Origin of the sequence: Novosphingobium sp. GV079, from assembly GCF_003058045.1 — a bacterium.
Taxonomy (GTDB): domain Bacteria; phylum Pseudomonadota; class Alphaproteobacteria; order Sphingomonadales; family Sphingomonadaceae; genus Novosphingobium; species Novosphingobium capsulatum.
In genome coordinates this window covers 51,993-72,526 of sequence record NZ_QBUE01000016.1, presented here as the reverse complement: position 1 = coordinate 72,526, position 20,534 = coordinate 51,993, and the positions used below count along the sequence as shown (strand labels likewise).

The 20,534-nt window shown below is 67.1% G+C and carries 16 protein-coding genes; 6 read left to right on the top strand and 10 right to left on the bottom strand.

Going from position 1 to position 20,534, the window contains the following annotated elements:
- Positions 1-5: 5 nt before the first annotated feature.
- From C8K14_RS17745 to C8K14_RS17730, 4 genes are read left to right on the top strand one after another with little or no spacing between them, the layout of a single operon-like run.
- Positions 6-1,514 (top strand): S10 family peptidase, encoded by a 1,509-nt coding sequence (locus C8K14_RS17745; RefSeq protein ID WP_107718040.1) that lies wholly within the window; start codon positions 6-8, stop codon positions 1,512-1,514.
- Positions 1,511-3,619, top strand: a complete 2,109-nt coding sequence (locus C8K14_RS17740; RefSeq protein ID WP_107718038.1) for an amidohydrolase family protein — start codon at positions 1,511-1,513, stop codon at positions 3,617-3,619. Before C8K14_RS17745 ends, C8K14_RS17740 begins: the two co-directional genes overlap by 4 nt.
- Positions 3,609-5,105, top strand: a complete 1,497-nt coding sequence (locus tag C8K14_RS17735; RefSeq protein ID WP_107718036.1) for a S10 family peptidase — start codon at positions 3,609-3,611, stop codon at positions 5,103-5,105. Before C8K14_RS17740 ends, C8K14_RS17735 begins: the two co-directional genes overlap by 11 nt.
- Entirely contained in the window at positions 5,102-6,406 is a 1,305-nt protein-coding gene (locus C8K14_RS17730; protein ID WP_107718034.1) for an APC family permease, read from the top strand. The genes C8K14_RS17735 and C8K14_RS17730 overlap by 4 nt, the downstream gene beginning before the upstream one ends.
- Here the strand turns inward: C8K14_RS17730 and C8K14_RS17725 are convergent.
- A complete protein-coding gene (locus C8K14_RS17725; protein ID WP_107718032.1) occupies positions 6,337-7,881 on the bottom strand; it encodes a peptidase S10 in 1,545 nt (514 codons plus the stop codon). The two genes, C8K14_RS17730 and C8K14_RS17725, sit on opposite strands and share 70 nt — an antisense overlap.
- Positions 7,821-9,359 (bottom strand): hypothetical protein, encoded by a 1,539-nt coding sequence (locus C8K14_RS17720; RefSeq protein WP_107718030.1) that lies wholly within the window; start codon positions 9,357-9,359, stop codon positions 7,821-7,823. Before C8K14_RS17720 ends, C8K14_RS17725 begins: the two co-directional genes overlap by 61 nt.
- A gap of 284 nt (positions 9,360-9,643) precedes the next feature.
- On the opposite strand from C8K14_RS17720, the gene C8K14_RS17715 reads away from it, so the two are divergent.
- Positions 9,644-11,911, top strand: a complete 2,268-nt coding sequence (locus C8K14_RS17715) for a TonB-dependent receptor (protein ID WP_158271953.1) — start codon at positions 9,644-9,646, stop codon at positions 11,909-11,911.
- 119 nt (positions 11,912-12,030) lie between these two features.
- Here C8K14_RS17715 and C8K14_RS17710 read toward each other — a convergent pair whose 3' ends face one another.
- A complete protein-coding gene (locus C8K14_RS17710; protein ID WP_107718026.1) occupies positions 12,031-13,002 on the bottom strand; it encodes an ornithine cyclodeaminase family protein in 972 nt (323 codons plus the stop codon).
- Complete coding sequence (locus C8K14_RS17705) at positions 12,999-14,306, bottom strand: aminotransferase class V-fold PLP-dependent enzyme (protein WP_233251137.1); 1,308 nt, start codon at positions 14,304-14,306, stop codon at positions 12,999-13,001. Before C8K14_RS17705 ends, C8K14_RS17710 begins: the two co-directional genes overlap by 4 nt.
- A 181-nt stretch (positions 14,307-14,487) precedes the next feature.
- Between C8K14_RS17705 and C8K14_RS17700 the strand changes: the two genes are divergently transcribed.
- On the top strand, positions 14,488-14,970 hold the full coding sequence (locus tag C8K14_RS17700) for an Lrp/AsnC family transcriptional regulator (protein WP_022678075.1): 483 nt from the start codon (positions 14,488-14,490) through the stop codon (positions 14,968-14,970).
- Positions 14,971-15,021: 51 nt separating this feature from the next.
- On the opposite strand, the gene C8K14_RS17695 is transcribed toward C8K14_RS17700, so the two are convergent.
- The 6 genes from C8K14_RS17695 to C8K14_RS17670 form a co-directional block, all read right to left on the bottom strand.
- Positions 15,022-15,690: a glutathione S-transferase family protein gene (locus tag C8K14_RS17695; RefSeq protein WP_107718024.1), complete on the bottom strand. Its 669-nt coding sequence runs from the start codon at positions 15,688-15,690 to the stop codon at positions 15,022-15,024.
- A gap of 1 nt (position 15,691) precedes the next feature.
- Positions 15,692-16,120 carry a VOC family protein gene (locus tag C8K14_RS17690; protein WP_062787729.1) on the bottom strand — a complete coding sequence of 143 codons (429 nt, stop codon included), beginning with the start codon at positions 16,118-16,120 and terminating at the stop codon, positions 15,692-15,694.
- Between the two features lie 22 nt (positions 16,121-16,142).
- Positions 16,143-16,586 (bottom strand): SRPBCC family protein, encoded by a 444-nt coding sequence (locus C8K14_RS17685; protein ID WP_062787731.1) that lies wholly within the window; start codon positions 16,584-16,586, stop codon positions 16,143-16,145.
- Between the two features lie 54 nt (positions 16,587-16,640).
- Positions 16,641-17,267 carry a TetR/AcrR family transcriptional regulator gene (locus C8K14_RS17680; RefSeq protein WP_107718022.1) on the bottom strand — a complete coding sequence of 209 codons (627 nt, stop codon included), beginning with the start codon at positions 17,265-17,267 and terminating at the stop codon, positions 16,641-16,643.
- A gap of 135 nt (positions 17,268-17,402) precedes the next feature.
- Positions 17,403-19,397, bottom strand: coding sequence for an SPFH domain-containing protein (locus tag C8K14_RS17675; protein ID WP_107718020.1), 1,995 nt, complete (start codon positions 19,395-19,397; stop codon positions 17,403-17,405).
- Positions 19,398-19,814: 417 nt separating this feature from the next.
- Positions 19,815-20,465 carry a hypothetical protein gene (locus C8K14_RS17670; protein WP_107718017.1) on the bottom strand — a complete coding sequence of 217 codons (651 nt, stop codon included), beginning with the start codon at positions 20,463-20,465 and terminating at the stop codon, positions 19,815-19,817.
- Positions 20,466-20,534: the final 69 nt, after the last annotated feature.

Sequence of the window (20,534 nt, the reverse complement as noted above, 5' to 3'; positions counted from 1 at the left end):
TCCCGATGCGCGCCCTGCTGCTTCCCCTCGTCCTGGCAAGCGCCGCTGCGCCGTTGCACGCCCAGCCGGCTTCACCGGCGCCCGCGCAAACCGCCCAGCACGCGCTGGCAGCGCCGGTAATCACCCACCACAAGGGCACGTTCGGCGGGCAGACCCTGGCCTATACCGCGCAGGTGGAGGCGACCGAGGTAAAGACCGTGGATGGCGCGGCCCGCCTTGTCAGCTTCGCCTATCTGCGCGATGGCGCCAACCCCGCCACGCGGCCGGTGCTGTTCGCGTTCAACGGCGGGCCGATCGTGGCCTCGGCCTATGTCCACGTCGGCGGCCTTGGGCCACGCCGCGCCGCTTTCCCCGATGACATCGCCGCCGACCCGGCCAAAGTCACGCTGGCAGACAATCCCGCTTCGCCGCTCGACGCCGCAGACATGGTCTTCGTCGATCCCGCGTCCACCGGGTTCAGCACCGTGGCGCCGGGCACCGATACTCATGCGTTCTGGTCGGTGCGTGCCGATGCTGCGCAAGTTGCCGCATTCATCCGCGCCTGGCTGGCCGCGCATGGGCGAACCGGGGCGCCGGTCTATGTGTTGGGCGAAAGCTATGGCACCAACCGCGCCTGCGAAATCGCGCGGCAATTGGCGCAGGGCCCCGATCCGCTGCCGCTGGCCGGCGTGGTGCTCTATGGCCAGGCGGCCAATATCATCGAATATGCCCAGCGCCCCGCCAATGTCACCAGCTATGTCGCCTCGCTGCCCACCCTGGCGGCGATCGCGTGGTATCATGGCCGGGCCGATCGGATGGGTATGAACCTGCCCGCTTTCCTCGCCGCCGCGCGCGCCTTTGCCAAGGGCGATTACCTGACCGTGCTCTATCAGGGCAGCGGCGCGCCCCTTGCCGATCGCGCCCGCGTCGCCGCGCGCCTGGCCGCGTTCACCGGCATCCCGGCCGCCTGGTATCTGGCGCACGACTTGCGCATATCCAAGGAACGCTATCGCGTCGAACTGCTCAAGGACAAGGGCCTCGTGCTGGGCCGCATGGACGCGCGCTATACCATGGCCGCGCCCGCGCAGGGCGGCGCCCCCGATGCGTCGGAAGCGATTACCGATACCCTGGCCCGCCTGTTCGAGCGCTACCGCCACGACGAACTCAAGGTGGCGGAAACGCAGCCCTATGTCCTGTCCGCTCCCGTCGAAGGGTTTGACCAGTGGGGCTGGGGATCGGGCACCAGTCCCTTTGCCGATTGGCCCTATTACCAGGGCATCACCGCGATGATGGCGGCCAACCCGCGCTTTCAGGTCCTGGTCGCCAACGGCTATTACGATACGCAGACCACGATGGGCGGGGCCGAGCTGCTCGCCACGCAATCGGGCTGGGACCCGCAGCGCGTGACCTTGCGCTATTACGACGGGGGCCACACCGGCTATTCGGTGGCCGCCACGGCCCAGGCCCTGGGGAACGACATCCGCATGCTGATCAGCAAGACTGCTCCTGCTCAAACCGGGCAGGCGCCGCGATGAGCCGCGCCCTGCTCCCGCTCGTCCTCGCTCTCGCCGCAGCGCCACCGGCAGCGCAGGCGGCGGACGAAAGCCTCGTCATCGTCTCCAACGGCGAAACCGTCGGCTCGCTCAAGATCCACACCCAGGGCAACCGCGTGGCCGTGGATTACCGCGTCGACGACAATGGCCGCGGGCCCAAGCATCACGAGGATCTGGTGCTCGATCCCTCGGGCGTGCCGACCAGCTGGACGATCCATGGCACCTCGCTGATGGGCGGCACGGTGGATGAAAGCTATGCCTATGCCGGGCAGGAGGCGCGCTGGAAAAGCCAGGCCGACGCCGGCAGCCAGGCCTTTGCCCGGCCGCCGCTCTATATCGCCAACGATGACAGCCCCTATGCCCTGGCGCTCTATGCCCGCGCAGCGATGGGGCGGCCAGACCATTGCCTGGCCGTGCTGCCCTCGGGCCGGGTCTGCGCGCAGGCGGTGCGCACGTTCGCGCTGGGCAGTGGCAAGGCGGCCCTGCCGGTCACTGCCTGGCGCATCACCGGAGTGCAGCTCAACCCCGGCTATGTCCTGCTCGACCAGGCTGGGCAGTTGGCCGGCGTGTTCGGCCCCGGCGCCGATGGCACCACGATCCGCGCCGGCCATGAGGCGCAAGTGCCGATGCTGGGCAAGCTGGGAACCGAGCTGGAAACGGCGCGCGCGCTGGCCCTGCAACAGCAACTGGCGCACCGCTTTGCCACGCCGCTGCGCATCCGCAACGTCCACGTGTTCGATCCGGCCAGCGGCACCCGCTCTGCCCTGTCGGCCGTGGTGGTGATGCGCGACACGATCACCCAGGTCTTGCCCGAAGACCCCGCCGCGCCCGATCCGGCCGACGAGACGGTGATCGATGGCCAGGGCGGCACGGTCTATCCCGGGCTGCACGACATGCATTCGCACGCCACGCTGCCGGCAGGGCTGCTCTATCTGGCGGCCGGCGTTACCGCCACGCGCGACATGGGCAACGACAATGCCTTCCTGCAAGACCTGATCACCCGCGTCGATGCCGGGCAGGTGGCCTGGCCGCGCATCGTGCCCAATGGCTTTATCGAGGGGCGCAGCCCCTATTCGGCGCGCTTCGGCTTCATTCCCGCCAGCGTGGACGAAGCACTCAAGGACGTGCGCTGGTACGCGGCGCGCGGCTATGCCGAAATCAAGATCTACAACTCGATGAACCCCGATTGGGTGGCGCCGATCGCGGCAGAGGCACACCGCCTCGGCCTGAAAGTGACCGGCCATGTCCCCGCGTTCGACACGCCCGACCGGGTGATTGCCGATGGCTATGATTCCATCGCCCATGTCAACCAACTGATGCTCGGCTGGATCTTGCAGCCGGGCGAAGACAGCCGCACGCCCCTGCGCCTGACAGCCATGGCCCGCGCCGGCAGCCTCGATCTATCCGCGCCCGCCGTGCAGCACACCGTGGGGCTGATGCAGCAGCATCATGTTGCGCTCGATACCACGGCCTCGATTCTCGAACAGCTGATGCTCAGCCGCGCCGGGCACGTGCCGCCGGGGCAGGAGGATTTCCTCGGACACATGCCGATCGGCTTCCAGCGCTATCGCAAGCGTTCGTTCGTCAGCGTGCCCGATGCCGCCACCGATGCGGCCTATCACAGTGGCTTTGCCAAAGTGCTGGAAACCATCGGCATGTTGCACCGCGCCGGGATCGTCCTGTTGCCTGGGACCGATGAAGCGACCGGCTTTGCCGTGCAGCGCGAGCTGGAGCTTTATGTGCAGGCCGGCCTTACCCCGGCAGAGGCGCTGCGCACCGGTACGCTGGATGCCGAGCGCTTTTTCGGGCGCGAGGGGCAACTGGGCACGATCGCGCGGGGCAAGCTGGCCGATCTGGTGCTGGTGCCGGGCAATCCGGTGGAAGACATCGCCGCCATCCGCCGCCCGCGCCTGGTGCTGCGCGGCGGGGTCGCCTATTTCCCCAGCGAGATCTACACCGCGCTGGGCATTGCCCCGTTCACCACGCCACCGCAGCTTCACCCCGCCAAGGAAGCCCTGGCCAGCCAGGATGCCGGCCTGACCGCCCGGTCCGCCTTTGGATACGAGATTGCCGACCATGCCGATTGATCGCCTGATCCTGGCCGCTGCCCTGGCGCTCGCCCCGCTCGCCGCCCCGCTGCCCGCGCACGCTCAGGACGCCGGCCCACGCGCTTTCATCACCAAGGGTCAGGGCACGTTCGGCACCACGCGCATGGCCTATGACGCGGCTGAAGAGGAATTCATCCTGCGCAGCCCCGATGGCAAGGCGGCCGCCAGCGTCTTTGCCACCAGCTATCTGAAAGCCGGCGGGAAGACCGCAAAACCCGATGCCAGCCGGCCCGTGCTGTTCGTGTTCAACGGCGGGCCTGGCTCGGCTTCGCTGTGGTTGCACATGGGCATACTTGGCCCGCAGCGCATCGATTTCGACGATCCCGATCATCCCCAGACCACCGCCCCGTTCCACACCGTGGCCAATGCCGACAGCCCGCTCGACGTGGCAGACCTGGTGCTGATCGATCCGCCCGGCACCGGCTACAGCCGCATCCTGGCCGATGGCACTCCGGCGATGTTCTATGGCGTGGAACAGGACGCGGTGGCCACGGTGCAGGTGATGGAACAGTGGCTGGCCCGCCACGGCCGGATGAACGCGCCCAAGTACATCCTGTCGGAAAGCTATGGCACGGTGCGTGCGGCGGTGGTGGCACGGCTCTTGGCCGGCGGCCCCACCCAGACCGGACAGATGGACGGCATCAGCTTGAACGGCGTGATCCTGCTGGGCCAGGCGATGGACATGGCCCATGGCGCGGCGGGCGACGATCGCGGCTATCTCGGCATCCTGCCCAGCCTGGCGGCCACGGCATGCCATTTCCACAAGGTGGCGCCTGGCTGCACCCCGCAGGGCCAGGTCGATGCGGCGCAGGCCTTTGTCGATGACACCTATCTTGGCGCGCTGCATGCCGGGTCGCGCCTTGATCCCGCGCGCCGCGCCGCCGTGGCACACGCCATGGCGCGCCTTGTCGGCCTGCCCGCCGAAACGATCCTGGCCAACGACCTGCGCCTGTCGGGCGCGGCCTTTGCCCGCCTGCTGCTGGCGTCCGAGGGACGGCGCACCGGGCTCTATGATGCGCGTTTCACCCTGCCGCTGGCCGCTGCCGGGCCAGACCCGGTGGCCGATGATCCGGCCATGGCGCAATATGTGCCGGGCTTTGTCGCCGCGTGGGACGCCTATGCCCGCGACACGCTCAAGATCACCCTGCCCCAACCCTACAAGGCGATTGCCTTTCGCGACGTGAACGGGGCGTGGGATTATGGGCCATCGCCCAGCAACTATGCCACCGATCTTGCCACGGCGATGAACCGCAACCCGGCGCTGCGCGTGCTGGTTGGCACCGGGCTCTATGACCTGGTCACGCCACTGGGCACGGCAAGCGATACGATGGCCCATTCCGGTGCGCCGGCAGACCGCGTCGCGTTCCGCACCTATCCCGCCGGGCACATGGCCTATCTGGGCCGCGAGGCGCGCCAGGCCCTGGCTGCAGACTTGCGCGCCTTCATCACGGGCAGCCTGCGATGAGCGCACCCGAAGCGCCGATCCAGCTCGGCAAATCGGTGGGCCTGGTCGGTGTCGTCACGTTTGGCGCGGGCACTGCGATCGGGGTCTCGATCTTCACGATCCTGGGACCGACCGCGCAAGTCGCCGGGGCGGGCCTGTTGCCGGCGATCGGCCTGGCCGCGTTGCCGATGCTGATCTTTGCCGTGGCCTATGCCTATCTCGGTTCGGCCCTGCCGGTATCGGGCGCATCGTATGAATGGCCGCGCCGCTTCATCCACCCGGCGGTGGGCTTTCTCATCGCCTGGATGCGCATCGTGGCCAACGTGGGCGCCATGGCGATCCTGAGCCAGGTACTGGTCGGCTATCTCGGCATGGTCGTGCCGCTGCCGCCCCTGCCCGCCATGGCGGCACTGATCACGCTGGTCTTTGCGCTCAACTATCGCGGCGTTGCCCTGGCGGCCAAGGCGCAGACCGCGCTCATGGCCCTGCTGCTGGTGGTGCTGGCGCTGCTGGTCGCGCTTGGCCTGCCGCATGTGCGCGTGGCCACGATGGGCGCGCCGCTCTCGGTGCCGCTGCCCCAGGTGCTTGCTGCCGTGCCGCTGATGATCAGCCTGTTCCTGGGCATCGAAAGCGCGGTGGAAATCGGCGAAGAAGTGCGCAATCCCGCCCGCACCATGCCCTTGGGCATCGCGCTGGCGATTGCGCTGACGGCGCTGGTCTATGGCGCTGTGGCGGCCACGGCGCTGGGCTTGATCGGCCCGGCCGGATTGGCCGCCAGCAAGGCGCCGCTGCTCGACGCCGCGCGCGTGGTCATGGGCAGCCCGGCCGCCACGATACTGATCGTCGGCGCGGCCACACTCTCCATCGTCAAGTCGATGAATGCGCTGGCGCTGACCTTTTCGCGCAGCCTCTTTGCCATGGGGCGCAGCGGCGCGCTGCCCACCGCACTTGGCCGCGTCCACCCGCGCTTTGCCACGCCGCACGTGGCCGTGCTGCTGGCCTGGGCCTGCGCCATGGCCGGCATGCTCCTGCCGCAAAGCCTGGTGTTCCTACTGCTCGCGGTCAATCTGCCGACCATGTTAAAATACGCCGCCTGTTCGTGGTCGGCCACGGTGGTTGCCCGCCATCACCCCGAAATCCATGCCCGCGCGGCGCTGGGCATGGCGCCGGCCACGGTCACGCTGATCGGCCTGGCCGGCGTGGTGGCGGCGCTGGCCATTGCGGCGTTTGGCGTGGAAGCCGATCCGCGCCCCTATCTGCTGGTGGGCGGCTGGCTGGTCCTGGGGCTGGCCTGGTGGTTCGCGTTCGCGCGCAAGAGCTGATCGATCATCGCGCGCATGGCCCGGCGGCCGGGGGCATCGGCAAAGACCGAATGCCCTGCCGGCAAGGCCACCAGCCGCGCCCGTGATCGCGGCAGCCAGGCATGGCGCAGCGCGTCGCGCGTCGCCATCAGCGGCACGGCCATATCGTAATAGCCCCCCACCAGCGTCACCTCGAGGGCAGGATGGTCGGTCATGGCCTGGGCCAGGTTGCCCAGCAGATCGGGGCGGCGATCGGCCTCATCCCCGTCCGCCCCCTCCATGCGCGGCCAGCGCCACTGGAAATTGACGTCCAGCGTGAGCGAGACATAGTCGCGCGTGGTGTGCACACCCAGTTCGCGGCGCAGGTAATCGCCCAGCGCGGCAGACACGATCACATTGCTCGCGCCCAGCCCCAGCGCGGGATCGCTGGCCGCCGATGGCCGCCCAGCCACCTGCGCCGGACGCGGTGCGGCGATGCGACTGTCGAGCCGGCCCACCACCTGGCCCTTGCCGGCCAGCAGCGCGGCGCGAAACATCTCCACGTCCACCCGCAGGCGTGCAGCGCGGATCGCGGCCGGTGGCAGGCCGATCAGCCGCGCCATCTGCATCGCCACGCGGGCCTCCTCCGCCGGGGCCAGGGCGCTGCCCGCCAGCAGGGCGCGGGCATAGGGGCCGGCGGCAAAGGCAGCCGCGCGCGCTTCCACGCGCGCTGCGGGCATGCCGGCAAGCGCACCCTTGCCATGGGCTACTGCGGCCACGGCCATGGCCGGCAGTGCCTCGACCAGTTCGCTGTCCCCCTGCGGCCCGATCGCCAGGGCGGGAGAAAGCAGGACCAGCCCAGCCAGGTTCACACCCTTGAGCAAGGGCAGCATCGCCGCCGCACGGGTGCCGCCATAGCTTTCCCCCACCACGATGACCGGCGCACCCGCGCGGCCATGCGCGGCAAGCCAGCCGGTGATCGCCTGGGCCATGGCGCGCGCATCACCGGCCACGCTCCAGAACGGGGCACCGCCGCCAGGCGTGAGCGGGCGGCTGAACCCGGTGCCTACCGGATCGACGAATACCAGGTCGGCCCGATCGAGCGGGGTCTCGGCGTTGTCGACCAGGCCAGCGCCATCGCGCCGGCGCGGCCCCATGGCGTCGATATGCAACGGAGAGGAGGAAGCACCTGGCCCGCCGTTGAACGCAAAGATCACCGGCCGCACGGCATCGGCCGTGCCGCTGCGCAGATAGGCAATCGTGGAAATCGTGGCTGCCGGTTGCCCATCCGGCCCAGGCAGCACCTGCTGCTCGAACACGGCGTCATAGTCCAGCCGCCCGGCGGGCGTGGCCAAGGCGTGATGGCTGATCGCCGGGGCAATCGGGGCATCCTGTGCGGGCGCAAGTGCGGGCGCAGTGGCCAGCAAAAGCGGCGCCAGCGCCAGGGCCGCGGCGTTCACCGGCATGCCCCGGCAGGCGCCGCCGCCCTGTGCCCCGCTGGCGCAGCCCGTTGCCATTGCCAGCCATCGACATGCCCATGGGGCGTATCCCACTGCGCCGCCACGCGGGCAAAGCAGGGGCCAAAGGTATCGGACAGCGGATCGAGCGTGTCCGTGCCGTCCAGGATCAGGCGCTTGAAGCGATCGCGCTCGCCCTCGTCGCCCAGCTCGCGCACGATCGCCGCCAGCCAGGCCTCGGTATCGAACCGCACGCCCTGCTCGCGCGACAGGAACAGCGGGAACAGCACGCTTTCGAGCGTGCGCTGGCCCTGGCTATGGGCACGGATGCGCGCGTCCAGATCGTGGAAATACATCGCCGCGCGATAATAGACGATGTGGCGCACCTCTTCATCGCCAAAGCCGATCTTGACCACATCGGCCGCCGCCATGTTGCGCGCCTTGCTGGTGAAGTAGCGCCGCGCCAGCCGGTTGACCGCCGCGAGATAGGCATCGGCGCTTTCAAAGCCGCCGCGCCATTGCAGATCGTCTTCGTAATAGGTGGTCAGCCCTTCGGAAAACCAGCTGGAAATGCCGCTGGGTGCGTCGATCTGACCGGTCCACTGGTGGATCATCTCGTGAAAGAACAGGGAACTGGGCATTTCGCTCTGTTCACCCGGCGCCAGCGGCCCGCGCGAGAGCATGAACGACTGATCCAGCGCGGTGCCACCGCCATAGGGCGCCGCGTCGCGGAACTGCACGAAGATGCGATAGGCACGCTGGCCTTTCAGGTGGGGGAAATACCCTTGCAGATAGCGGTGCGCCGCCCCGGCCCGCGCCAGCGCCGTGGGCACATCGAACACCGGCTGGCCCAGCCAGGTCCCGGCAAAGCCGTCGCGCGTGCCGGTCGCCGGCCAGTGGCCCAGCGGCCCGGCCATGAACCAGCTATCGGCCAGCGCCTGCGCGCCACCGGGCACCACCACATCGCCTGCGCCATAGGAGATTGCCGCGCTCGCGCCCCTGGCCATGGCCGAAAGATCCCAGTGCAATCGCGCGGGTAGCGCATCGCGGTTTTCCGGCAGCAGCAGGAACCCGCCGCCCGATGCTGCCAGGCCCCCGCCCACCGCGCGCAGGCCAAAGGCCGGCCCACCGGGCCCACCCGCCGGCATCACGGCGGCGCGATAGCGGATCGCCACTTGCCCCTGCACCGTGCGGGTGGCGCGCCAGTGCCGATACCATGGGAACCCGCCTTTGACCGGCGCATCCTCGCTCACGGCCAAGGGCACTGGCCCCCGCGCGTCGGTAACAGCCAGGCCGCTGAGCCGGTCGGCCACGCCCGGCGCACCGGGATAGACCACCGGCGCTGCCAGCAAGAGCGTGCCGTCTGCCGGCGCGGGCAAGTCCATCGCCACGGCCACCCCCGCCACCGCGCCATCGGCCATGTCGGGCCGCAGCGTGACGGCAAGCTGGTCTGGCTGGCGCGGCGCCGTGCCCATGGTCAGGGCAGCAGCCAGGGGCAGCAGGGCCCGGATGGAAAGCACGGTTTGAAACTGGGGCATCGCGGCGCTCGCTATGATGATGCTGCGCAGCCTAGCGTAGCGGCCCGGGCAGTGCGTGCCTTTCGCGCGCCCATCCTGGTCGTGAGCGACATAGATTATGCGGCAAGTGCCAGTGATGCAGGTGAATCGCGCCAGGGGCCACGGCACGGCTCACACCGCGCAAGCGCGCTTTCACGCATAAATATAATCGGCAGCCGGTCAGCCCACGCCATATCCAAATAAAAATTCCCGCTCCGTTGTGGTGTTCTTGCCGATAACGAACCAACCAGAACATGAGGGCATCCATGCAGACTAACACCACCGGCGCGTTCCGCCGTCGATCCGCCCTGGCCCTGACCCTGGCGCCGATTCTGTCCGGCGGCCTGGCCCTGGGTGCCCATGCGCAGACCGCCACGCCGGTCGCGCCGCAGGCCAGCACAGAAGAGCCGGGCGATACGATCATCGTCACCGCGCTCAAGACCAACCAGCGCCTGATCGATGTGCCTGCCCCGGTCACCGCGCTGTCAGCCAACACGCTCACCGAGCAGAACCTGACCAACATCAGGGACTACTTCAACCGCATCCCCGGCCTGCAATATTCCGGCCAGGCCGTGCACAGCCTGTCGCTGCGCGGCATTACCACCGGCGGGGCCACCAATCCCACGCTGGCCGTGCTGGTTGACGATGTGCCCTTCGGTTCGGCCACCGCCAACGGCGATACCGACATTCCCGATTTCGACCCGGCGATCCTTTCGCGCATCGAAGTGCTGCGCGGCCCCCAGGGCACGCTCTATGGTGCGGCCAGCCTGGGCGGCATCATCAAGTACGTGACGCAAGACCCCAGCACCACGCAATTTACCGGGCGGGTGGAAGCGGGCGTTTCCACCGTGGCCCATGGCGGCCAGGGCAATTCGCTGCGTGGCTCGCTCAACGTGCCGCTGATCAAGGACCGCGTCGCGCTGGCGGTCAGCGGCTTCTATCGCCGCGATCCGGCCTGGGTGGACAACACCGACAGCAACACCGGGCAATTCCTGGCCAATGCCAACCACCAGCGCCAGTGGGGCGGCCGCGCCGCGCTGCTGCTGCGCCCGGTGGATAACCTGACGATCACGCTCAGCGCCATTCGCCAGCGCCTGCGCACCGAGAACAGCGGGTTGGTCGATTTCAAGTCCGACACCGATTTCAACAGCGTCAACGCCGATCCCTATTCGGTCACCCGCGTGCTGGGCCAGCCCAGCCGCAGCCAGTTCGATGTCTATTCGGCGCGCGCCGTGCTCGATCTGGGCAAAGTCCAGGTCACCTCGGTCACCGGCTGGAACGTCAACGAATCCGTGCCCTACCAGGATCTCACCAGCATCTTCGGCGGTTTGCTCGGCCGCTATTACCCCGGCCTGTCGTCGGTGTTCCTGACCAATTCGCACCGCGCCACCCGCTTCTCGCAAGAGCTGCGCCTCTCGGGCAACAGCACGGCACTCGACTGGATGCTCGGCGGGTTCTATTCGGTCGAGCACGCCAATATTTCGCAAACCATGCTGCTGATGAACGCCAGTGGCAGCCTGATCGACACGCCGTATGTCGGCGCCGGGCCTTCGACCTATCGTGAACTGGCGGCGTTCGGCACGGTGACCGGGCACCTTGCGCCCGGCCTCGATCTGCAAGTGGGCGGCCGCTATGCCCACAACAAGCAGGACAACCTTTCCACCGTCGCCACCACGGGCGTTGCGCAATACATCTTCGGCTTTTCCAGCAGCGAAGAACACCGCACCTCGGAAAGCCCGTTCACCTGGCTGGTTTCGCCCAGCTGGCACATCACGCGCGACGTGATGGTCTATGCGCGCGTTGCCAATGGCTATCGCCCCGGTGGCACCAATACCCTGGCCGATGGCGTACCTGGCACCTATCGCTCTGACCGCGTGGTCAACTATGAAGCGGGCGCCAAGGGTTCGGTGCTGGAGGGCAAGCTCGATTTCGACCTGTCGGTGTTCCAGATCGACTGGAGCCGCATCCAGTTGCAGAACACCTCGGCCAACGAGCTGACGTTCACCACCAACGGCGCCAAGGCGCGCAGCCGGGGCGTGGAACTGGCCGGAACGGTGCGGCCTTGGACCGGCGGCGCGATCAGCGGCAACGCCACGTTCACCGATGCCGTGCTGACCCAGGCGCTGCCGGCGGCCACCGATGGCGGTTCCGCGCTGGTTGGCGCCAAGGGCGATCGCCTGCCCAACTCGGCGCGGTTCACTGCCAATATCGGGCTCGATCAGAAAGTGCGCCTGGGTGAAGGCGTCAGCGGCTCGCTGGGCGTGAACTATGCCTGGACGGGCAAGCGGCCGGGCGATTTCCTCAACAGCCTCGCCGCGGCCGGGCGCGAACGCCAGATGCTGCCCAGCTATGGCCAGCTCGACGTGCGCGCCGGTGTCGCGCTCGACGCTGGGTGGAGCGTCAACATCTTTGCGCGCAACCTGACCGACGAACGCGCCGTGCTCTATGCGATCAACCGCAACGGCACCACCGCGCCCTATGGCCGCTACATCCCGCCCCGCACGGTCGGCGTGCAGTTTGCCGGTTCCTTCTGAACGGCCAATCCCCCGAACCATTCGGGTCGCAACGGTCCGCTGCCTCCATTCCACGGAGGCAGCGGATTTGCCGTTTCAGGAAGACTGACTTTCCCCGCCCGCATGCACGCGGGCACCCCCTACCCCGCCCGCACGCGCTCCAGCAGCAACTGCGCGGCGGCGATATCCTGCACGGCGTGGCCGAGCGACTTGTAGAGCGTGATATCACGCGCATCGCGGCGTCCGGGTACCTGGCCGAGCAGCACCTCGCCGATCTCGGCCACGATATGGGCGTCGTTCACCACGCCGGCGGCGCGGGCGACCAGGAATTCGGCAGCAGCCTCTAACGCGTTGGCCTTGCTGTCGGCGATATAGCGCGCGGCCGCGACAAGGGCGGTGTCGGCTTCCACCGGGCCGGGCGCGCTCGATCCCACCAGGTTGACGTGCGTGCCGGGCCGCACCCATTGCCCCAGCAGGATCGGCTGGGCAGCGCCGCTCACGGTGCAGATCACATCGGCCTGCGCCACTGCCGCTTGCGCGTCTGGTGCCACGGCCACGGGCAAGCGGTCCTGCCATTGCTGCACCACAGCCGCCGCGCGGGCAGGATCGCGGCCCCAGATCAGGATGCGCTCAAAACGATGGACCAGCGGCAGCGCGGCCAGGTGGGTATGGGCCTGCCCGCCGGTGCCCATGATCAGCAGCACGCGGGCATCGGCGCGGGCCAGGGCGCGCGTGGCCACGGCCGTCGCTGCGGCGGTGCGTATGTGAGTCACCGCCTCGGCATCGACCACGGCCACGGGATGGCCTTGTGCCGGCTCGAACAGGGTGATCACGCCGCGATGGCTGCGCTGGCCCGGCCGGGTCGGATCGGCGAACACGCTGATTAACTTGGCCCCGAACATGCCATCGTCTGCCAGGCTCGCGGTCATCTGGGCAAAGGTGCGCCCCTCGCCCATGTGGATCATGGTGCGCGGCAATTGTCGCGTTGCGCCGCCCGAAAGCGCGCGCATCGCCGCCTCCATGGCCGCGATGCAGGCAGGATAATCGAGCAGGCGATGCACGCGCTCGCCATCGATGAACACCAGGTCTTGCGCCATCTTGGCCTCTTTCATGCGCGCGGCAGGGCCGCCAGGAACCGGTCTATGTCGGCATCGTCGTTCTGCACCGAAGGCGTCAGGCGAAAACGGTTGGCCGACAGCGTCAGCTTGACCCCCGCCGCCGCCATTGCCGGGCCAATCCTGGCGCGGGCATCGGCGCAGATCGCTGTCACGATCGGGGCGCGGCATTCGGGCGGGGTCATCACCGCATAGCCGCGCCCGGGCAATTCGGCTTTCAGCCGGGCTACCAGCCCTTGCGCATGGGCCTGGATACGCGCCACGCCCGTGGCCATGATCCAGTCGAGCGAATGGTGCAGTTGCGCGATCACCGCGTGGCTGTGGGTGCCCAGGGCAAAGCGGCCGGTGGCATTGTCGGCAAACGCGTAGTCGGCCACCGCCTGCCCCGGCGGATCGAGCGGATAGATATGCGGCTGGAACGTATCGATGCCGTAATACCCATAGGCACAGCGCTTGAGGCGCGGCCATACATCGCGCCGCACATAGAGGAACCCCAGCCCGAAATCGCCCATCAGCCATTTGTACGATGCGCAGGCGGCGAAATCGACACCGCTGGCCTTCACGTCCACCGGCACGCAGCCGGCGGCATGAATCATATCGGCATAGACCAGCGCGCCATGGGCATGGGCCAGGTCGCACACCGCTTTGAGGTCATGCTCGAACCCATTGATCGTCGACACCTGCGAAAGTGCCACGAGCCGCGCCCCACCGGCAAGCGCCCTGGCCATATCCTCCATGCGGATGCGGCCGTCCACCGCCTGCACCCAGGTGACGTTCACCCCCTGCCGCGCCATTTCTTCGTAAAGCGGGATGGAGCCGAAGAAATGGAGCGTGTCGGTCACCACGCGGGCACCGCCGTTGCCCGGCAGGTCCAGGGCGCACAGCACCATCTGCTCGGCCGCCGTGGTGCTTTGCACATAGGTCACTTCGTCGGCATCGGCGTTGATCAGCCGGGCAAACTTGGCCAGCAGGCCGGCCTCGTCCAGATCATAGCCTTGTGCCGCCGGGTCCAGCCGCCGCTTGGCGAGATATGCCTCAATCGCCGCCTGGCCGCCTAGGCTTAGCGGGTGCTGCGATCCGTTGTCGAGGTAGGCCAGGCTGGTGGGCGCAAAGGCAGCGCGGGCCGGCAGCGTGGTGGCGATTGGCGCGATGACGGTTGGTGCAGTTGCCGCCGCCCCGGCGTGCGCAGCCTGCGGGCCCACTGCCATGCCGGCAGCCACGCCCGCGCCGAGCCCCTGCATCGCCTGGCGCCGCGTCAGCCCCGCGCCCACCATCGCCTCTTTGCCCTGCCGATATGCCATGGTGCCCTGCATAGCCGCGCGCCGCTGCCAATTCATGCCGTTTCGCAGCGTGTTTGCGCATAACCATGCCGGGCAGGAACACAACGCGGCGTTCATGCAAGCTGACCATGCATTTCGTCGATTTAATCTTGTGTTGACCCAAAACCCGGATAGCGATTGCGCAAATTGCAGGAATTTTCGCATGGCCGAACCGCTCAGCCCGATCGATCTCAAGATTCTCGACCAGATCCAGCAGGATGCCAGCCTTTCCACCACCGAACTCGCTGAAAAGGTGGGCCTTTCGCAATCGCCGTGCTGGCGGCGGCTGCAACGGCTGCGCGAGGAAGGCTATATCAAGGGCCAGGTCGCCCTGCTCGATCGCAAGCAATTGGGCGATGCGATCATTGTTTTCGCCACGCTCAAGATGGCCGCGCTGTCGGACAAGCAGCGCGAGGATTTTCTGCGCAAGATCGAAATCACGCCTGAAATCCTGGAGTGCCACACCATTTTCGGCGAGCGCGACATCCTGATCAAGGTCATCGCGCAATCGCTGGAATGGTATCAGAAATTCATCTTCAAGGTGGTGCTCAAGCTGCCCGGCGTGATCGACATCGTGTCCACCGTCACGCTGTCGGAACTCAAGCACACCACAGCCATTCCCGTGCGCGGTTTTGCCAGCGTGTGACGATCCCGGCGTGATGCCGTGCCCGCGATCCTGCGTTCGAACGGAGAAGGGTCATCGCCGCGCCTGCTGGAACACGGCCATCTGCGCTGCCAATGCCGCCTGGAAAGCAGGGCGCGCCCTGCCGCGTTCGACGTAGGCGGCCAAGTTGGGGTGGGCTGCCACGAGGCCGGGTTCTGGAACATTGCGCAGCACGTCGATCATCAGCAAGTCACCGATCGTGAAGCGATCCTCCAGCCAGTCGCGATCCCCGATCTCCCGTGCCAGTTGCGCCAGCCGCATGACGGCCAAGGGGCGCACCGCGGCCTTGGCTTCGTCTTGCCACGGTTTTCCATCGGCGAAGAAGCGCAAGATGGTCAGCGTGCCGAGAAACGGCTCGATACTGTTGAGCGCCGCGAACGCCCAGCCGATCGCCCGCGCCCGCCCGGCGGGGTCGCGGGGCAGCAGCCGTTCGTCCTTTTCGCCGATGTGGATCAGGATCGCCCCGGATTCAAACAGGGTCAGGCCGTTCTCGCGATAGACCGGAACTTGGCCAAAGGGCTGCTCGGCAAGGTGCTCTGCGGATTTTTCGGTGCCCGCCCCGCCGACAAGACGGACGCGATAGGGCAGGCCGATTTCCTCCAGCGCCCATCGCACTCGCAGATCCTTGACCCGTCCGCGCGCCATGTCGGGCACCCAGTCGTAGGCGGTGATTTCGATGGCGGCTTGCGGATCGATCGGCATGTCAGGCTGCCCCTTGCTGCATGGCTGCCGACGCAGCGGCCATGTCCATCCACATCACTTCCCAGATATGGCCATCAGGATCTTCAAAGCTGCGCCCGAACATGAAGCCGAAATCCTGTGTCGGCGTCGGGTCAGCCTTTCCGCCGTTGGCCTTGGCCTGCTCGACGTAGGCATTCACCGCGTCCTTGCTGTCGGCAGACAGGCACAGCAGCACCTGCGCGCTGGCATGGGCATCCACAATCGGCTTCGTCGTGAAGTGCCGCCACTTGTCGTGGGTCAGCAGCATGACATGGATAGTGTCGCTCATGACCATGCAGGCGGCGGTCTCGTCGGTAAACTGCGGATTGTTGGTCGCCCCGATGGCGGCGTAAAATGCCATCGACCGGTTCAGGTCGGTTACCGGCAGGTTGATGAAAATCATCTTGGACATGACTGGTTTCCTCTGAACGCGATTACTGGCTGATTTCAGGGGTGACGAGGCGCGCGAGCTTGTCCAGCGAGTCCTGCCAGCCAAGATAGCACATCTCCGTTGGGATGGCGTCGGGAATGCCGGCCTGTTCGATGCTCAGCGCCGTTCCGCACAATACCGGCGTGAAGTCGACCGTGACGACGATCTCGCCGGGCAGGTTGGGATCGTCGAAGCGGTCGGTATAACGCAGCCGTTTTCCAGGCACGAATTCCAGAAATTCGCCGCCGAAACCATGCGATCCGCCGGTGGTGAAATTCGTGAACACCATGCGAAAGCGGCCGCCCTCGCGCGCATCAAAATGTTCGATGCCGGCCGTAAAACCATAAGGGGGCAACCATGCCGCCAGCGCCTGTGCCTCGGTAAAGGCACGGAAGACCTTGTCGGGTTTGACAGGCAAGACGCGGTGAAGATGGACGGTTCCGGGCATGTCAAACTCTCCTCTTGGTTTGGCCTCTTCATTGGGCCTCTTCATTGTGTCGCTTCATTGAGGCAGGGGCACCTCGCACAGCATGGCGACATAGGCTTTGAGATGCGCGACGCTGGCCTTGGCATGCGCCGGGTCGCCGCTGGCTTTCGACAGGATAAACCCGCCCTGCAGAACCGCCTGGAAATGCAGCGCCAGGTCGATCGGCTGAACGCCGTGGACATTATGCGCCGCCAATGCTGCGGTGATATCGGGCACCAGGCTTTGCGCGTGGCCGAAGATGCTCGCCTCGCAGGCTTGGCGGATGGCGGGGCTGGTGCCGTGCACCTCCTGCACCATGGTGCCGACCAGACAGGTGAACGCGGCAATCTCGTCCGACACCAGGTCACGCCGGAAATCGAGATAGGCAAATACGCGGTCGAGCGGATCGGCAGGCAGGTGATAGGGAGCGCCGGCAAACAGGGCGGAGGTCGTTTCCGCCCAGTTGTTTGCCGCAGCCACGCCGAGCGCTTCCTTCGAGGCGAAATGGTGGAAGAACGCCCCTTTGGTCACACCCGCTGCCGCGCACAGTTCATCGACGCTGGTCGCCGTGAAGCCCTTTTCGCGGATCAGCTTTGTCGCCGCGTCGAGCAGGCGCGCCCGCGCATTGCGCTTGTTGGGAGATGAGGCTGCTCGACTCGACATGGGCAAAACATACCAACCGGTTGGTATGTCGTCAAACGCGCGGTTACGCGCATGTGCACAGCGCCTACTCCGCGCTACCCCGAAAAATGAAACGGCCCCGTTCCGTTTCGTTGGAGCGGGGCCGTGCGGGATGCGTCAGTGAGTCTGCACGGGCTCTGCCGCCGCGTCGCTGGCCAGCATGTCCCGGCCCTTTTCGCCCAGCATCATGCCGATCAGCGCGGCCAATGGCCCACCGGCAGCGCCGCTGGCGTCGCCGCCAGTGCTGATCTGGATACGGGGCACGATGTCCACGCCCGACTTTTCCAGTGCGTCGGCCAGCCGCTCCACGATCTGGCGCGTGAGCTGGTTCTGCGCCCCGCCCGATGCCTCGGCCTGGCGGGCAATGGTTTCGGCGGTGGCAAGGCCGGTCTTGGTGATGCGTTCGGCATCGGCCGCGGCCAGGGCGATCATCCGCGCGGCCTCGCCCTCGCCGATGATGCGCACGCGCTCGCTTTCGGCCTTGGCCAGGGTGCGGGTTTGTTCGGCCTGTTGCGTGGCCTGGCGCAGGGCCGCCTTGCCTTCGTTTTCGCGCACGATGATCGAGAGTTCCGACTGGGTGATCGCGGTCTGCTGGTTGGCGCGCGCCTCGGCCTCGCGCAGCGCCTTTTCGCCTTCGGCGGCGATGCGCTGCTTTTCATAGGTGGTCACGCGCTCTTCGGCCACCTGGCGTTCGCGCAGCTGTTGCAGCACTTTCTCGATCTGGTCGTTGCCGGCGCTGGCGCGCGGCGTACCGATCAGCACTTCCTGCATTTCCAGGTTGTAGGTGGCGAACTTGGCGCGCATTTCGGCGCCGGCCTGTTCCTGGATGTCGCTGCGTTCCTGCAGCAGTTCGATCAGCGTGCGCTTCTGGGCGATGTTCTTGAAATAGGCCGAGACCATCGGATCGAGCGTCTGTTCGACCAGCTTCTTGATATCGCCAAAGCGCTGCACCACCAGCGGCGCCTTGCGGTAATCGATATGCACCACCACCGACAGCGGCAGGGTGGGTTCGAACGCGTCGCGCGTGATCAGCGAGACTTCCGAGAGGTTTTCGTCGAACTTGTGCTGGCCGATCGTGTCGCTTTCCCACTTCAGGATGAAGTTGGTGGTGGGCACGATCAGGATCTTGCCGGCATAGGTGTTGAACGCATATTTGCCGGGCAGCAGCGGATCGCTCCACACCCCGCGCGAACCGCGCGCGACCAGCTCGCCATGGCGATAATCATCGCCCGAGGTATCGGCCGTGTCATTGCCGGTATAGCTGATCACCACGCCGACATGGCCCACCTCGATCACCGTCTTGGCGACCATTTCCACCGTGGCGAACAGGCGGTTGATGTAATAGCTGCCTTCGACCAGCACCTGCAACTGGCGCCCGCGCCGGCCGCCGGCGGCGATGAACTTTTCCGGGTCCTGGAACGAGTTGTGGAACGTGGCGGCATCGCCCTGCTGTGTGCCTACTTCGGGCGCGATGATGTGATCGGCGCTGAGCGCGGGGCCATCGTGCACGGTGACAATGCCGATCTGGTCGGCCGAATCCTTGATCACCACGGCTTCGAACCCGCCGCGCCCGGCGATCAGCGTCTGCATCTGGCCGAACAGATCGCCGTCATTGGCATTGAGCATCAGGCCATGGATGCGATCGCGCGTGATGATCACGAACTGCGCGGTGTTGATGGCATAAGTGCCCTCGCGCAGGATCGTGCGCTGCGGCCCCTTTTGCCCGCCGGCCGAGAGAAACGCGCGCACATCGAGGAAATCGGCGGTGTGGGCATTGCTCGCCAGGGTCTGCGTGGGGCCAAGCGGCGCACCATCGCGGGCAAAGACATAGCCGATCTGGCCCTGGGGAATGGTCACCAGCGACTGGCTATGGATGCGGTACTGGAACGGGAAGAAGAAGTGATAGCCGCCGCGCAGCACGTCGGGCTGGAACCCGGCTTCGCCGCGCAGGGCGATCAGGCCGTCGGTGATCGAACCGGCGCCGCTCCACAGCTTTTCGACAATCGCCACGCGATTGTTGCCGACATAGCGCACGCAGCGCGACGCCACGAACAGCACGAAGACGAACACGACGAGCACGGCAGCGGTGCCGAGCATGATGGGATCAAGCATGGATGACATCCTGTGGAGTCTGGATCAGGGGAAACAGCAACCGGGGTGACGCAACCCTCACAGCAGGCCGCACGCATGCCTGCCAACTGCGCCGGCTATCCGGCCCGGCTAGGGCAAGCATGGCGCCCGGCATGGCATACCGGCGTGCGGGAATGGTGCGGATGGGGTGGTGCGGTTGCGCACGGGCGCGCGGCCACGGTCAGGCGTGGTTGAGGCCTGACGCGGCGTGCGCGCCGTCAGGGCCGCAAGCGGCCTGGGCTTTCAAACCTGTGCTTGGTGAAAGTGAGCCGGGCGATACGCCGGGCCGAAGGGAAGAATTGCACACCCATGGGTGCTGTTACCCTGTTAAAAGCCGCTCGATGCGGCCACCGACTCATCTAGGCCGTTTTCACAGCGAAATCCACAACAATCGCAATGTCACACAGTATCCTGCCCGTCAGAACCGGGCCGATACTTGAGGTCGATATACCGCGCCATGACGCGCGCCTGATCCTGTGCTGCGCCTGATCTTTGGCGCATGTCCTGCTCCAGCGCGTCGGCCAGCGTTGCCAGGGCCTGGGCGGTGCCATGCTGCACCCCGGGATCGGATGCGGGCGCGGCGCTGCTGGCGGCAAGCAGGCGGATGATATCCTGGGCGATCGGGCCGGCTTCGGTGGGCGCGGCCAGGCTGGCAATGCGTGCCAGTTGTGCATCAGCCGCCGCGCCAAAGCGGCCCTGTGCTGCGGCCAGGGCCGGGGCCAACGGCACTGCCGGCGGTGCCGCCTGCACGCGCTGGCGCCGATCGGCCAAAGCCGCCACGCCGCTCGCCACCACGGCGGCGGCGCCATAGGCGGCCAGGAACCAGCCGCCCAGATGCAGGGCATGGGGCAGCCAGGCCGCCCACGCATGCGGGGCATGGCCCAGCGCGGCATCGGTCACCAGCACCAGGCCATAACCAGGCGCCAGGAAATGCAGGGCAATGCCCGCCACCAGCCGTCCGCGCCGGATCGGCCGCCCTGCCGAACGGGCAGGCACGCCGAGCACGGCCGACTGATCAGCGAGGTAAACCGGCGGTCTGTCTGCGGTCATCGTGCGTCGATCCAGGCACCGCGCGCTGCGGCATGGCCCATCTGCCCCGCTTCCCGCGAAACTTGAAGC

Excerpts from the sequence above, each read along its gene's own strand:
- C8K14_RS17720 (WP_107718030.1), bottom strand. The coding sequence starts at position 9,359 with ATGCCCCAGTTTCAAACCGTGCTTTCCATCCGGGCCCTGCTGCCCCTG.
- C8K14_RS17730 (WP_107718034.1), top strand. The coding sequence starts at position 5,102 with ATGAGCGCACCCGAAGCGCCGATCCAGCTCGGCAAATCGGTGGGCCTG.
- C8K14_RS17705 (WP_233251137.1), bottom strand. The coding sequence starts at position 14,306 with ATGGCATATCGGCAGGGCAAAGAGGCGATGGTGGGCGCGGGGCTGACG.
- C8K14_RS17735 (WP_107718036.1), top strand. The coding sequence starts at position 3,609 with ATGCCGATTGATCGCCTGATCCTGGCCGCTGCCCTGGCGCTCGCCCCG.
- C8K14_RS17725 (WP_107718032.1), bottom strand. The coding sequence starts at position 7,881 with ATGGCAACGGGCTGCGCCAGCGGGGCACAGGGCGGCGGCGCCTGCCGG.
- C8K14_RS17745 (WP_107718040.1), top strand. The coding sequence starts at position 6 with ATGCGCGCCCTGCTGCTTCCCCTCGTCCTGGCAAGCGCCGCTGCGCCG.
- C8K14_RS17690 (WP_062787729.1), bottom strand. The coding sequence starts at position 16,120 with ATGTCCAAGATGATTTTCATCAACCTGCCGGTAACCGACCTGAACCGG.
- C8K14_RS17680 (WP_107718022.1), bottom strand. The coding sequence starts at position 17,267 with ATGTCGAGTCGAGCAGCCTCATCTCCCAACAAGCGCAATGCGCGGGCG.
- C8K14_RS17700 (WP_022678075.1), top strand. The coding sequence starts at position 14,488 with ATGGCCGAACCGCTCAGCCCGATCGATCTCAAGATTCTCGACCAGATC.
- C8K14_RS17710 (WP_107718026.1), bottom strand. The coding sequence starts at position 13,002 with ATGAAAGAGGCCAAGATGGCGCAAGACCTGGTGTTCATCGATGGCGAG.
- C8K14_RS17670 (WP_107718017.1), bottom strand. The coding sequence starts at position 20,465 with ATGACCGCAGACAGACCGCCGGTTTACCTCGCTGATCAGTCGGCCGTG.
- C8K14_RS17695 (WP_107718024.1), bottom strand. The coding sequence starts at position 15,690 with ATGCCGATCGATCCGCAAGCCGCCATCGAAATCACCGCCTACGACTGG.
- C8K14_RS17715 (WP_158271953.1), top strand. The coding sequence starts at position 9,644 with ATGCAGACTAACACCACCGGCGCGTTCCGCCGTCGATCCGCCCTGGCC.
- C8K14_RS17675 (WP_107718020.1), bottom strand. The coding sequence starts at position 19,397 with ATGCTTGATCCCATCATGCTCGGCACCGCTGCCGTGCTCGTCGTGTTC.
- C8K14_RS17740 (WP_107718038.1), top strand. The coding sequence starts at position 1,511 with ATGAGCCGCGCCCTGCTCCCGCTCGTCCTCGCTCTCGCCGCAGCGCCA.
- C8K14_RS17685 (WP_062787731.1), bottom strand. The coding sequence starts at position 16,586 with ATGCCCGGAACCGTCCATCTTCACCGCGTCTTGCCTGTCAAACCCGAC.